Source organism: Mariniblastus fucicola (genome assembly GCF_008087665.1).
Taxonomy (GTDB): Bacteria; Planctomycetota; Planctomycetia; order Pirellulales; family Pirellulaceae; genus Mariniblastus; species Mariniblastus fucicola.
Window position 1 is genome coordinate 6109010 of the sequence record NZ_CP042912.1, and the last position, 14201, is coordinate 6123210.

Sequence of the window (14201 nt, forward strand, 5' to 3'; positions counted from 1 at the left end):
TCAGTTTCCGAATTCGGCTCCAACCCCAGTCGGTGATCGCAGCCGACAATCGTGACTGAGCACCTCACATCTTCCTGTTCGAATCCGGTGCGACGCCTTTTTTGACGGTCAGACCAAGGTCGCTGATTTTTGAACGCAGGGTACTGCGGGCGATCCCCAACAGTTCGCTCGCTTGTGCCTGATTGCCGTCGACTTCATTCAACACTGCGGGCAGCAAAATTCGGTCAACTTCGTTGTGCAGGTGATAGTAGATCTCGGGCTGGCTCTTCTCAAGTAGCTCAGCAACGCAACTGCGAATGCTTTCGAGATCAAGCGTCCCGGTTGAATCGGAATCGGGCTCCTGCACCAACTCAGGCATCGAAACGCAACTCGCCGGCAGCGAATTGGCGACCAGAATGTCACCGACGTTTCGAACAAGCGCATACTTGATTGCACTCTGAAGCTCACGCACGTTGCCGGGCCAGGAATGCTGGGCGATTCTGTCCATCGTTTCGGTTGAAATCGAGCTGACGTTTTTGCCAAGCTCCCGATTGCCGAGCCGGACAAAGTGCTCCACAAGGTGCCTCAGATCATCACGTCGATCCCGAAGCGCGGGCAACTCGATCAGGAAAACTCGCAGACGGTAGAACAGGTCTTCACGAAAGTCTCCTGCTTTGACATGCGCTTCGAGGTCCCGATTGGTCGCGGCAATAACCCGAACATCGACCTGGATCGTTTCGTTGCTACCGACCCGTTCAAACGTTCCGTTTTGCAACAGCCGCAGAATTTTCGACTGAGTTGCAGGCGTCATGTCGCCGATTTCGTCCAGAAAGATTGTCCCACCGTTGACCTGCTCGAACTTGCCGATCCTTCGTTTATCAGCCCCGGTGAACGATCCTTTTTCATGACCGAAGAGTTCACTTTCGAGAAGCGACTCTGGCAAAGCGGCGCAGTTGATCGCCAGAAAAGGCCCTTGGCTGCGGTGGCTGTGCTGAAAAATCGCCCGCGCCACCATCTCCTTTCCTGTTCCACTCTCCCCCAGGATTAACACGTTGACGTCCTGGCCGGCAACTTGCCCGATCGCTTTGTAAACCTCCTGCATCGACTCCGAACGACCGACGATCAAATCGGCTGTGTTTTCACTGTCCGGTTCCGCAATATTGTCATCGTCCAGACTGAACACGGCCGGAACGCGACTCATGTGGCTGGTTTCGAGAGCACGATCGACGGTCGTCAAAAGCCTTTCAAACTCGACCGGTTTCAACAGATACTCAAACGCACCGCGTTTGGTTGCTTTAATCGCAGTTTCCGTTGTGGAAAAAGCAGTGATGATAATGACCGGCAGCCTCGCATCGATTCGATGAATTGCGTCGAACGTTTCCAGACCGGACATGTCGGGTAAACGCAAATCAAGAATTACCGCATCCGGTTTCTGCTTGCGGACCGCGGCGATTCCACGTTCAGCAGTCGCCGCGGTGATGACTTCGAGTGTGTCGGTTTGAAGACTCTTCTTGAGCGAGTACAGCAAATTGGGTTCATCATCAATGATCAGAAGTTTTGGCACGTCTCATTCCCTTTCGTCAAATCGACAGAATCATCGGCAACCGGCGGCAGCTTTACGGTAAAGACGGCTCCTCCATCATCGCCGTTTACACCGATCAGTTCTCCTCCGTGATCTTCGATGATCCGCTTGGAGATCGGTAGCCCCAGCCCGAGCCCCAAATCCTTGGTGCTGAAGAACGGCTCGAAAATCCGGTTTCTCTCAAGCGGCAATCCGCAACCGTTGTCGGTCACCGTTAGTTGAAAGCATTTCTTCGTATCGGCCTTTCCATCGTTCTCGGAGCCAGGGTCGCAAAGCTCTATCGCGACCTTGCCACCGTTGGGTACCGCGTCAAATGCGTTGAGCAACAGGTTCAGCAGCACCTGTCTAATTTGAGTCTCGTCACCCGAAGTCGCCAGGGACTCGGTCGGCATTTGGCAGTCGATAGTGATGTCGCGCGATTCAGCGCGGCTGGTCACCAACGCGACCGTTTGCCGAATAATTGAGGTCAGTTCCAGTCGCTTGAATTCCAACTTTCCGGGCCGGGAGAAGTCCAGAAACTTTTGCAACAGTCCGGACATCCGCGTGATCTCTTCGTCGAGAACTGCCAGGTCGTCCGCATTCAAAATCGCCTGATCCTTGCTGCGTCTGGCAGATTGCACCAGAGTCCGCATGCACATCAAGGGGTTGCGGAGTTCGTGAGCCAAGCCCGCGCCAAGTTTTCCAACGGCCGCCAGTTGATCAGCTCGAATCACTTCGTGATGCCTTTCATGAAGTTGATCCACAACCGTTCCAACTCGACTGGAGACAACCTCAAGCACCGATTGCAAGTCCTGTTCGCTCGGATCTGCGGCGACGCTCACCGGACCGACGACAGCTTCCAACTTTCCCGCAACGTCACGTATTGGCACCGACAACTGAAACATTGTCCGGTTGATCGCGCGAGCCACGCTATAGCCGGCCTGCAGTCCGAAGATCGCGCCACACGTTCCCAGCAAGGCGATACCGATGGCCAGATTTCTTGCCATCGATTGATTCAGCTGATCAGTTTGCTCAAGCTCCTGCTCGTTGAGGTCAAGATAGCGATGCGCTGCAACGAGAACCTGTTTGGACAGCGTTTCATCTTCCAGTCGTTCTACGGCTTCCGCTGAAAATTGAGCGTTGGGGTCATCAACCAACTGATGCAGTTGCACGAAATATTCGTCCAGGCCACGCTTGATGTCACCGACCAACCTTTGCTCTTTTCCAGATCGGGACAACTCGGTCGCTTGCTCAAGCCATCGGTTGGCGTCCTTCTGATTGCGCAGCGCCTGAGAAAGATGAATGCGGTTCTCTGTTAGCAGATAGCGGTCCAGTTCATACCGCATCTCCCGAACAATCATTTCCAACTCTTCGGCAGCTCGAATGCTGGCCACGTTTACATTCAGAATGCGGGAGTTCTGCTGCTGGAGGTGGAGCACGTACCAGGCACTCGACAGCCCGAGACTCAGCAGCAGAAGTCCGAAAACTACCGGCAGGAACGCTCGTCTACTTGGTAGCTTCATCGGTCGATTTCCTGTTGAGTCGGAAGTTCCTCTTGTGGATCAAAATCAGTCACGGTGAGAGAATTTCGCCACCTTGCCGCCTTTAACCATTTCAGATTTGTTGCTGCCAGCATTCAGGGGCGACATCAATGACAAATGATTTCCACCACCACCGGAGTTGGCAAGACCCGTGCCCTATTCACCGACGTCCGGGACTTTCATTGGCACATCGATTGCTTTCTATGTTGTGCGTTTTCTGATTCGCAAATGTGAAACCGGAATCATGACGCTGACGAACTCCATCGCAGCAAAACCAATCCACGCGATTATGAATAATCAGGAAAACAATACAACGGACTCGACGCGCTCATCGCGGATTGTTTCCGGACGTGTCGTGGGCGCGGTTAATAGCCTGGCAGTTGGACGAATCGAATTTTAACAGTGGACACGATTCCCATTCTGAGAGAACCGCAACTGGCAGTTGCTTTGAGAATTAACAGGACGACGAAAGCTACTAAACGATGTAAGCAGGAGACAAACGATGGTTGCCAAAACGAAACGCGGCACGATTGTTGTGCCGTGGAACTTTACGGAATCTTGCAGACAAGCGTTGGACTTTTCACTTGATCTGACTGCTGAGCCTTCTTTGGTTCGAGTCGTTCATATTGAAAGCCCGAGGTCGGTTCCCCGCATGAATTTTGATCCGGATTGCACCGAGAGCACCGAAATGAAGGGGCTCCAGGAGAAATTTCGCGACCAGCTACCTGACGAGGAACCCTATTGCGACATACAGTTATATGTTGCCTATGGTCCGACTGCCAGCGAGATCGCTGCGTTCGCTCACCGATGTCGAGCAGGATTGATTGTCCTGGGCCACGGAGACAAACCGAGCCTGACTCGACTGATCATCGGCAGCCTTGCATCACGAATCGTAAAATTCGCCCGATGCCCCGTCCTTGTCCTCAAAGGTGAACTCGACGAAGGTAATCCATTGGCGGTTGGAAGGTTCGCGTGCCGAGGGAATAATTTACGGGCAGCTCCATCGTCCGAATAAACGGCTTTGCCGAACTTGATTGATGCACTCTCACGAACTTTTACTCACCTTCACAACAGCCGCCGCATTGGGTGTGGGCCTGTTTACACTCGCGCGATACCTACGGGTGTCAGCGATCGTCATTCTGTTGATCGGAGGCGTGATCGCGGGGCCTCAGGTGCTGGGAATCGTGAACCCCGAATCACTGGGCGATGGCCTTGGCACCATCATTTCGCTTGCCGTCGCAATCATCCTGTTCGAAGGTGGACTTACGCTTGACCTGAAAGGCTACCGAACAGTCAGCAAAGAAATTTGGCGGGTCCTGACGATTGGCGTACTGGTTACGTGGTTGGGAACTGCGCTTCTGTTGAATCTGCTGTTTAGGTTCAACTGGCCGTTTTGCTTTTTGGCGGCGAGCCTGATTATTGTCACTGGCCCAACCGTGATCGGCCCTTTGCTGCATCGCATCCGAGTCAACTCAAGGCTGCATCACATTTTGCACTGGGAAGGCGTGTTGATCGATCCGATCGGCGTTTTCATTGCGCTGTTGAGTTTTGAGTATTTCGTCAGCACCGATGGCTCGCACCAACCGGTACTGACGGATTTTCTGTTGCGATTTGCAGCCGGTGCGCTGCTTGGCGTCGCGTTCGGATACTTGTTGGACTTCCTGCTGCGGCGCGAGTGGATCAGTCGCGATCATACGAACATCTTTGTGCTCGCGATGGCGATGCTGAATTTTGCGATCGCGGACCAGATCATTTCGGAGTGCGGATTGCTGAGCGTGACGGTCGCCGGGTTGGTTCTGGGAAGTCTGAAAACGCCGCAGTTGCGAGGGATCGTCAGCTACAAAGTCGAACTAAAGGACTTCCTGATCGGATTGCTGTTCGTCCTGTTGGCGGCGAATCTGGACCTGCATGCCTTTCTGGATTACGGCTGGAAGCTGGTTGCAGTGGTCGCCGGCATCATGTTGATCATTCGACCGCTGAACATTTTCGGTTCGATGCAAGGGACATCGCTTGACCAGAATGAGAAGCTGTTTCTCAGTTGGATTGCGCCACGCGGGATCGTTGCTGCTTCGATGGCTTCTGTTTTCGCGCACGAGTTAAAACAGAGCGGCGTTGAAAACGCGATCTTTCTGGAAACGTTTGCCTATTCCGTGATCGCAGGAACGGTCATTGTGCAGGGCTTCACGGCCGGAGTGGTCGGGCGTTACCTTGGAGTTGTGCAACCTGATCCGACGGGCTGGGTAATCGTCGGGGCACACTCAATTGCGCGACAGGTCGCCGGGTTCTTTGCCAGACACGGCGTCGATGTGGTTCTTATTGACACCAACGCCAGAGACGTGCGGTCTGCCAGACGCGAAGGGCTTGCTGCGATCAGTGAGGACGCGATGCTGCTCAACCCGGACGACCATGTTGAGCTGTATGAATGCGGGAACATGCTGGCACTGACTTCCAACCCCGATCTCAACCGGATGCTCTGTCGCCGTTGGACCGAACTGATCGATGGAGCGACTTTTCGTTGGGAGAAAAACGGATACGAGACCGAAGACAACCGACACTTGCTCGTCGGCTCGCGGATCTGGGACGGGCTTCCATTGAACCGCTGGGTGCAGGCGGAAAGTACGGCACCGACTCTGCAAATCAAGAACGGCGGCAATGAACAATCGCCCGACGCCAGCCAAATCATGCTGACCCTGCGCGGCAAAACGGTGGTGCCTGGAACTCCAGCGGAGATTCGTTCGGACGACGAAGAGTGGCTTGTTTTCCAACCGGAAAAAGAGGCCTCGTTTGAACTTCCGCTGACAAAGGACAATGTTCAGTTCAGTTCCCAGACGAATCTGCTGGAACTCTATCGCGAAATGCTGCTTCACCTGAAATCGCAATTGCCCTCGATCGATCCTGAACAATTGCTGAGCGAAATGTGGAAGCATGAAGATGATTATGCCAGCCTGCTTGGGCATGGAGTCGCGCTGCCACATTCACGGACCAGCGATGTGATCGAGCCGATCGTTATGGTGACGCGATTACAAGATGAAATTGCGTGTCCGCTCACAGGCCTTCCTGTGGAGATTGTTTTTATGTTGCTTAGCCCGGATGGGAATCCTGAGGAACATTTAACCCAGCTTTCGCACATCGCCCACCTCGTTGGGACGGAACAACAGCGTCAAAGAATCCTCCATGCGTCCAACCACTCTGAACTGTTTCAGACGATTGAGTCGTCGGTATAGGATGAAGACGATTGGTCCAAGCACTGTTTGGTAAATGTGAGCGGCAAGGCGCTCATGTTTGGCCGCGTTGACGACATGAAAATCGATTTGTCAAACAGTGCCTAGTACTACAGCGCTAGGTTGAATCCCAATAGCATCGTTTGATTTTGCTTACTTTGATGCCAATTCTCCGGAGTTTTTTGCGAGTTCTTTTGGTGTGTGATCTTGTTGCTTTTGCGTTTCGTTGTTGGTGGTACTGAATCGTAGCGGCAACCCGGTCCAGTAGCGCCGACGATGCCCGCCCCTTAAGCCACCAAGTCTGGACCAGTGCCGATACGGCGTCGTGAACCTGATAGACGGTGAACCCAGATTTTTTTTCCCCCGAGCTTTTCTCGCATCTTCGTCAAGAACAGGTAGCTTACGCACGACAGAATCATGTGTCGTTTGAGCCCGAGATACTTCCGGCCCTCCCAGGCGTCGAGTCCAATGTCCTGCTTTTGATCCTGGAAGCAACGTTCGACATGCCAGCGGCTGAAGGCAACGAGCAACAACTTTTGAACGCTTGTTGCAGCCGGCGCGTTGCTGAGAAAGTACTTGATTTCATCCGGCTTGAGTGGGTTACGAGCCACCAACAAGTGCCAACGCTTGCTCGAAACACACTTGCCGTCAGGACGATAGATCATCGCATGCTTGACTTCCCAGACCATGGGACCTTTATCTCCATCTTTGACGCGATAACGCTCCCATGACTGATTCGTGAACCGCGTGGATTCTTCCAGCAGTTTGCGAAACGGCTGAGCTTTGGGATTGTCTTTGGCAACTCGCGCACCTTTTTGCGGCCGACCACGACACGGATCTTTGGGAGGATGTTGGAGCCCGGGTTTCTTGATCCAGCCGGTCATTGAAACTGGAACCTCGCCGATGAATAACTGTGCTTTGGCATCAAGAGCTCGTAAAAACGGGCCTTTGGAGCCGTAGCCTTCGTCAAAGGTGATCCACTCAAACTCCAGACCGTTGGACAGCGCGCGATCGTAAAGCTCCAGTGCGATCTTCCACTTTGGCTGATACACCATTTCGTCGGGGATCCCGGCAACGCGACAACGCTCGCGATCTTCAGACCAGCTCTCAGGAAGGAACAACTCACCATCAAGCAAGCAGTGAAAGTCATCCTGAGCAAAAGCAAGATGAACCGTCACCATGCAGTTATCGGTCTTGCCAACCTTGCCACACCACTGACGCTGAACGCCAGGCGTCTTGGTGCCTTTCTTGACATCGCTCGTTTCGTCAAACACGCCGATGGCACGCTTGCTACCGCGCTCCGTTGCCACCATCTGTTGCAGACGATCTCGCACGGCGTCTTCATTCCATGCGTATTGAGCAAGAAACTCCTGAAGCGTGCGAACGGGAACTCCGGCAGCCAGTGCAATGGGCTCAACACTCTTGCGAGCAAGGTTTGATAGCTGACCCTGAACATACGTTGGCATATGAGCACGGGTATCTTTTCGACTAAAACAATCGGAGAACCGATTCAGAAAACGTGTCAAAGCTGGTTTCATCTGACGAATCCAAGTACCATCCATCAAAGCACCTCCTTGTGCATGAACGATATAGAATCCCAAATTTCAACTAATTCTCAAATATCAACCTAGCGCTGTAGTACTAGATTGATTCGGTTTCGGAACCTTTTTTTCGAAAGCTGTTTACATCAATACCATGACGTTTGAGCAGTTTGTGCATCCCCTGGCGTGAGAGTCCAGCCTGGCGTGCCGCACTGGCAATGACTCCACCGTGTTTCTCCAACAAGTTGGTTAAGTACGCTCGGTCCGCGCTATCAAGTGCCTCGTCGCGAGAGACTTCAGCCAACTCCGACATTTCGACATTCCGTTCTTCGGCTGGATTGCGGATCGGCGCTGGTAAATCAACAGGATGAATCGTCTTGCCGCGTGCCAACGTGATCGCGCGTTCGATGACGTTACGCATTTCGCGAACGTTACCAGGCCATCTGTATCGCCGAAAACAATCGATCGTCTCATCAGAGAATCCGTTGATCCTTGAATCCGCCGGACGCAGTTTCTGAAGAAAACCTTCTGCCAACAGAATTACATCGTCGCCACGGTCTCGTAGCGGCGGAAGTTCGATATGGATAATCGCAAGTCGAAAGAACAGGTCCTGCCGAAATGTTCCTGCATTGACTTCCGCCTGCAAGTCCCGATTGGTTGCAGAGATGAATCGAGTGTCTACTGTGACAGACTTGTTATCGCCGACTGGCGTGAAGGTTTGCTCCTGAATCACCCGCAACAGTTTTGCCTGAGACGACGCCGGCAGTTCGCCCAACTCATCAAGGAACGCGGTTCCCCCGTCGCAAGCACGCAGCAACCCGGCTTGATCAGTGACCGCACCGGTGAACGACCCTTTGATGTGACCGAACAGGACCGACTCAAAAAGCGATTCTGGAATCGCAGTGCAATCGATAACCTGAAACGCGCTCTGGCGCCGCAGACTGTGGTGGTGAATCGCACTGGCAATGACTTCCTTTCCGGTGCCGCTTTCGCCCGTGATCAGAACATTGGTGTTACTATTTGCGACCCGATCAACGACGTCCAAAAGCTCGTTCATCGCAGAGCTGTTGCCAATGATTTCCGGACACTTTTCCCGCAAAACAGGGACATCTGCCGGAGTTGCATTGATTTTGACCGGCGCGGGCGCCTGTTGTAGCACCCGCCTGACGGCAGTCAATAATTCTTCAAACTTAACCGGTTTGAGCAGGTAGTCTGCGATGCCAATCCGCACGCTTTCGATCGCAGAAGGAATCGAAGGCACACCTGTGACAACAATCACCGGGATATGAGAATATTTTGCTCGCCCCTGTTTCAGCAGCTCCAGTTTCAAGTTGCCGGGCATGTTGAGATCCGACAAGATTAAATCGAAAGAGTGTTCCTGCAAAACGGCGAACGCGTCGTCAGCGTCCTCAACGCAAACGCACTCATAGCCTTCGTCACCCAACAGTTCCGCCGTCGTATTGCGATATAACGGCTCGTCATCGGCAATGAGAATACGCTGTGGTTTTGTGACGGATTGATTCATGTACGCAATTCTAACGAAAGTAACTGGTAACAACGATTCGAATCGAGAATGGCCAGAGCCCACAAAACTGTCGTTCGAGCGGTATCACTATTCTAACTGTCGGGGAAGTCGCACAACAAAACTGGTGCCCTGATCCGGGTCGCTGCTTGCTTCGATCGTCCCCTTCATTGCCTCAATGATTCCACGAGACACCGACAGCCCCAAGCCCATCCCTTGGCCGATGGCGACTGACTTTGTGCTGAAGAATGGGTCGAAAATTTTATCGATCACTGATGCCGCAATACCGTGGCCATGGTCCGTCACGTTGATCGTGATATCATCGGGATCGGTGCGAACGGAAACGGTGACTTTCTGTTTGGCTCCCGACGCCTGAATGGCATTGCGAACAAGATTCAACAGCACTTGCTTCAGTTCACCCGATCGCAACCGGACTTCATCATCCGCAAGCGACTTCGAAGCTTGAAGAGAATCGAACTTCGCCACGACCTCAACGTCGGTTTTGCGCGAGAGTGGAAGTGTCAGTGCGATGACCTCTCCAATGACTTTGCGAACTGAGAACCGTGTCGCATACTGTTGGCTTGGTCGATAGAGCTGGTACATCTGATGCGTAATCCCGCTGATGCGGTCGATCTCGCCATCGATCAAATCCAGTTTCTCGTAGTGTTTGACGTCGCTGGGGAGGTGACGTCTGAACAACGCAAAAGCGTTTCGGATTCCGGCTAGTGGATTGTTGATCTCGTGAGCAACTCCGGCCGCCAGTTCACCCAACGCGGCAAGCTTTTCCACTTTCAACCGGTGCTCTTTGAGCCTGGCGATCTGAGCGGTACGCTCTTGAACGAGCTGCTCCAGATGCTCGTTGTGCACGCGCAGCTGCTCTCGCATCCGCCGTTTGTCAGAGACATCCCGAACGCTGGCACGGAACCCCAGCGACCGTCCGTCGGAATCGATCATCGGTTGCCACGAAACTGCGCACCAGCCCTGCGTTCCGTCGCGACACTGCGTCCGAAACTCAACGTTGTTTGCAGTGCTTGAGGCATTTCCTTCGCCAACGAAACCAGCAACTTTCTGGTGGTGCTCAGTCGCAACCAACGGCAACGGGTAGTCGTCCATCTTCAGGCACTCTTGCGGTGTGTAGCCCGTAAACCGTTGGACAGCATCGTTCACCCAGAGTAGCTCGCCGTCTGCGGAGAGCCAACTTTCCCAGTCGTAGGTGAAGTCGGCGATCAAACGGAAAAACTGTTCGGGGATCGGTTCACCACGTTGCGGCGTTTGATACGAGTGCGTGTTCATTCAGATATTTTAATCATGTTGATGGCCACCGCGACTGGATTGACTAATTGTTCAGCCATTGCGCAACCATGCAAACGCCGAGCCACTGATAAATCTTCACATGTGTAGCGACAACCCGGAACTAACAGCAGTCGGTGTAAACCCGAGTTGACACTTCCTGTTTCGCGTCGAGGCAGTATCGCGAAGAAAACCAATTTATAGCGGTGAGGCCATTAAGATTTCACGACTGGTCTGCATGTTGCCTAGTCTCCTGAAGACAACCAACGGACTCAGGCAGCATACACATTTGTTCAGGTTCGCGACGGTCTGTCTCTCCAGATATGGATGAGGGTTTTACTCCGACATCAACGAGGTTGAATGAACCATTCCAATCAGAACTTGCCGCTGCCGCTTCAACCCATCGACAGATGGTTGCGTCCGCTTGCCCGATTCCTGCACATTGAAGCGACCAGCGGCATACTTCTTCTGACCTGCACCGCCATCGCTTTGATCGCAGCCAACTCGTACTGGGCTGCGTCGTACCTTGCGATATGGGAAACCGATATCACGCTGGGCTTTGGTGAGTTTGCCTTTCATCATTCGCTGCACCACGTTATCAACGACGGCTTGATGGCGATTTTCTTCTTTGTCATTGGACTGGAAGTCAAACGCGAACTCGTCCACGGTTCGCTGTCAGACCTAAAGCAAGCTTCGCTTCCAATCGCCGCCGCCGTCGGTGGAATGATCTTTCCAGCTGGCCTGTATCTGTCGATGCAATACGGCGAACCGGGAATGCGCGGCTGGGGAATCCCCATGGCCACCGATATCGCGTTCGTGGTTGGATGTCTGGCGATTCTGGGCTCAAGAGTGCCGCATAGTTTGAGAATCCTGCTGCTTTCGATTGCGATCGTCGATGACATCGGAGCGATCCTCGTCATCGCAATCGGCTATACAGAATCGCTCGACGGTCGATTTTTAATGCTGGCTGTGGTTGCGATCGCCATCGTGCATCTGTTTTCTCGCATCGGCGTGCGACGGTTTCCTCCATATATTGTTGCAGGAGCTCTGGCATGGATTGCGTTTCATGAATCGGGTGTGCATGCGACTCTGATCGGAGTGATTCTGGGTCTGATGACACCTGCCAAATCCACGTTGGTTCCTGAACGGTTCCGCGAATACTTGCACGAGAAGAAAGAAGAGTTTCAGAAGCGGCGTTGGGCCAAGCGGCGACATCGAGCCGAAGTCGTCAAAGAAGTTCAACGAATATCGCGAGAAACGGTCTCGCCGCTGGAGTATCTGGAGATGACGCTGCATCCTTGGACCGCGTACGTCATCATGCCAATCTTCGCGCTGGCAAATGCGGGAGTGTTGTTCGAGCCAGCTAACTTGAGCGATCCTGTTGCGCTGGCCGTTGTGCTCGGTTTGGTGATTGGCAAGCCCGTCGGGATCGTGCTTCTAAGCTGGATCGTGATTCGAGCGGGCATCGCAAAGCTACCGGTCGACATCCCTTGGCCGGTTCTGATCGCGGGCAGCTGCCTCGCAGGAATCGGGTTCACGATGTCATTGTTTATCGACGGACTGGCATTCGGCGCTCAAGGACTCAACACGGCGAAGACCGGCGTACTTGTCGGTTCCGCCATGAGCGCCGTTGCTGGAATTGGATTGCTGTTGTGGACCTTGCCAAAACAATCAGCAGTACAGCAATCAACAAAATAGCAATGTATTGCACCGAATCAAACAGGCTTCCGCAACAATGCGATTCTGAACTAGCTCAACAGAACCGCGATCACGAACAGCAGCAGTAGTGCGACGTGACCGACAAGCATCTCGCGTGGCGAGAGAGCGTCGCCTGGTGAATTGTTCGTTCGCTCAACAACGACTTTCTTGTGCGGATTCTTCAAAAACATGATTTGAGTTCCCTAGAGGAGACAATCAGTGACCTCATCCCTGACTGCACTCATATCAATGCAACCACTATGCCACGCAAGACTCCGCGCCGGAAATCACACTTTCAGGTCGCATTGTTCCAATTTCGACCATATTCGTTTTGAAAACATGAGGACCACCGTCAACTCACGTACGCATGTCGTCAACTGGCGTTGACGTTTCAGGACGCCTCCAATCGAGCTGAAGACTTCAGAAATGTGATCGCAAAAAACTGGCCCGGAAAGCATATCCTTCCGAGCCTTTCTCAATTCTGCAACTTACATCGATCGTTTCTGTTCACTCCGACCAACCATGTCGAGCGATTCAACGAAATCTTTCAGCAAACCCAAAACTACCTGCGGCGCCCACCAGCACGCTTGAGTCCCTTGGCGACGAAGTCAAATGCTTCGGCGGCCTTGTAGTCTTCGAGTACGTCGAAGAAACAGGCGATAACCCGCTTCGTTTCAGCGACGTTAATCTTGACGCCTGCGGTGTCTGCTTTCCTGGCGACCTCATTGTAGAGATCGTTGAGGCTTGAAGTCTTTTTCTTGACGGATTTCTTCTTGGCCATGTTGTATCCTTTAAACTTGAAATTCGATTTTCGAAATGCGCGTTTTACAGTTCTGCCGGCTTCTTGAGAACACCGGTTTGAGTCGAATCGTCGGCCCTATCGTACCGAAATGCCTACGCCAGCGAAAATTACGTTCCGACGTACAACTTTCATTGATCGAACTATTATTCAAAATGCCGACACCGTTTCAAATGCCTCTATTCAAGTAGCAAACAAGAGTGGGTCAGTCAGGAACGTCCGAGCATTCAACTTGATTTCTGCTCTTGTGGAACGCTAAAATTCAAACCACGCAGGAAGCCACGATGGCCAAGAACAACAATCCGTCCTCGCTCGACGATGCGATATTGGAGATATCGCCATTCATGGGTGACGTCCTGTTCGAGTCGCTTCCCGATGTTCAGTTTTTCGTAAAAGATTCCCAAGGTCTGTACATCAAAGTCAACCAAGCTTTAAAGAACAACTACCTGATGGCTACGGACGATGAGATCCTGGGCAAAACAGATCGTGAACTGTTCCCAAATTATCTTGCCGACAACTACATCCGCGACGACCAGCAAGTGCTACGTGGCACATTGATCAAGAATCGAATCGAACTGGTTGGCCGACACGATGGCTCCGCGTCCTGGTCGACTACAACCAAGGCGCCGCTGCGAAATGCTCAAGGGCAGATCATCGGCCTGGCTGGAATCACCCGCGACATGGGCCAGGCAAGCTTGGCGTTGCAGCCATTTCAACGCCTTGCTGCTGTGACTCAACATATCGAAGAGAACTTTTCCCGACCAATTACAATGGCTGAACTTGCAGAAATTGCTGAGCTCAACGTTCGTTCATTGCAACGAAAGTTTAGAACGACGTTTCGAATGACTCCCAGCCAGTACATCGCTCGAATCCGTGTGATCAAGGCGTCCAAGCTTTTGGCCACAACGGAGTTGGCAATCGCAGTTGTCGCAGACGCCACCTGTTTCGCTGATCAAAGTCACCTGACACGAACTTTCTCCGAGATCGTTGGGGAAACTCCTGGGGCGTTTCGCCATCGCTACCATCGCTGACGATGTCGCAATTGTTCA

General features: G+C 52.8%; 12 protein-coding genes. 5 read left to right on the forward strand and 7 right to left on the reverse strand.

All coding sequences use genetic code 11. The features are described from left to right. Positions 1-64: 64 nt before the first annotated feature. Entirely contained in the window at positions 65-1543 is a 1479-nt protein-coding gene (locus tag MFFC18_RS22945) for a sigma-54-dependent transcriptional regulator (protein ID WP_075084440.1), read from the reverse strand. Then, complete coding sequence (locus MFFC18_RS22950; RefSeq protein WP_075084439.1) at positions 1528-3063, reverse strand: sensor histidine kinase; 1536 nt, start codon at positions 3061-3063, stop codon at positions 1528-1530. The genes MFFC18_RS22945 and MFFC18_RS22950 overlap by 16 nt, the downstream gene beginning before the upstream one ends. Before the next feature lie 169 nt (positions 3064-3232). On the opposite strand from MFFC18_RS22950, the gene MFFC18_RS22955 reads away from it, so the two are divergent. The 3 genes from MFFC18_RS22955 (at position 3233) to MFFC18_RS22965 (ending at position 6305) form a co-directional block, all read left to right on the forward strand. Beyond that, a complete protein-coding gene (locus tag MFFC18_RS22955) occupies positions 3233-3481 on the forward strand; it encodes a hypothetical protein (protein ID WP_075084438.1) in 249 nt (82 codons plus the stop codon). 102 nt (positions 3482-3583) lie between these two features. Continuing rightward, positions 3584-4096, forward strand: coding sequence for a universal stress protein (locus MFFC18_RS22960; protein WP_075084437.1), 513 nt, complete (start codon positions 3584-3586; stop codon positions 4094-4096). Between the two features lie 22 nt (positions 4097-4118). Continuing rightward, positions 4119-6305 carry a cation:proton antiporter domain-containing protein gene (locus tag MFFC18_RS22965; protein WP_075084436.1) on the forward strand — a complete coding sequence of 729 codons (2187 nt, stop codon included), beginning with the start codon at positions 4119-4121 and terminating at the stop codon, positions 6303-6305. A gap of 284 nt (positions 6306-6589) precedes the next feature. Here MFFC18_RS22965 and MFFC18_RS22970 read toward each other — a convergent pair whose 3' ends face one another. The 3 genes from MFFC18_RS22970 to MFFC18_RS22980 form a co-directional block, all read right to left on the reverse strand. Beyond that, positions 6590-7864, reverse strand: a complete 1275-nt coding sequence (locus MFFC18_RS22970; RefSeq protein WP_075082825.1) for an IS701 family transposase — start codon at positions 7862-7864, stop codon at positions 6590-6592. 79 nt (positions 7865-7943) lie between these two features. Next, entirely contained in the window at positions 7944-9368 is a 1425-nt protein-coding gene (locus tag MFFC18_RS22975; RefSeq protein WP_075082804.1) for a sigma-54-dependent transcriptional regulator, read from the reverse strand. A gap of 87 nt (positions 9369-9455) precedes the next feature. Continuing rightward, complete coding sequence (locus tag MFFC18_RS22980; protein WP_075082803.1) at positions 9456-10658, reverse strand: PAS domain-containing sensor histidine kinase; 1203 nt, start codon at positions 10656-10658, stop codon at positions 9456-9458. Positions 10659-11015: 357 nt separating this feature from the next. Here MFFC18_RS22980 and nhaA point away from each other — a divergent pair, with 357 nt between their 5' ends. After that, positions 11016-12353, forward strand: coding sequence for a Na+/H+ antiporter NhaA (gene nhaA, locus MFFC18_RS22985; RefSeq protein WP_075082802.1), 1338 nt, complete (start codon positions 11016-11018; stop codon positions 12351-12353). A gap of 50 nt (positions 12354-12403) precedes the next feature. Here the strand turns inward: nhaA and MFFC18_RS25130 are convergent, their stop codons facing one another. Together MFFC18_RS25130 and MFFC18_RS22990 are read right to left on the reverse strand one after the other, a co-directional pair. After that, a complete protein-coding gene (locus MFFC18_RS25130) occupies positions 12404-12544 on the reverse strand; it encodes a hypothetical protein (protein ID WP_157665054.1) in 141 nt (46 codons plus the stop codon). A gap of 371 nt (positions 12545-12915) precedes the next feature. Continuing rightward, entirely contained in the window at positions 12916-13134 is a 219-nt protein-coding gene (locus MFFC18_RS22990) for a hypothetical protein (protein ID WP_075082801.1), read from the reverse strand. 302 nt (positions 13135-13436) lie between these two features. Here MFFC18_RS22990 and MFFC18_RS22995 point away from each other — a divergent pair, with 302 nt between their 5' ends. Next, positions 13437-14183, forward strand: coding sequence for an AraC family transcriptional regulator (locus MFFC18_RS22995; protein ID WP_148619069.1), 747 nt, complete (start codon positions 13437-13439; stop codon positions 14181-14183). Positions 14184-14201 lie beyond the last annotated feature (18 nt).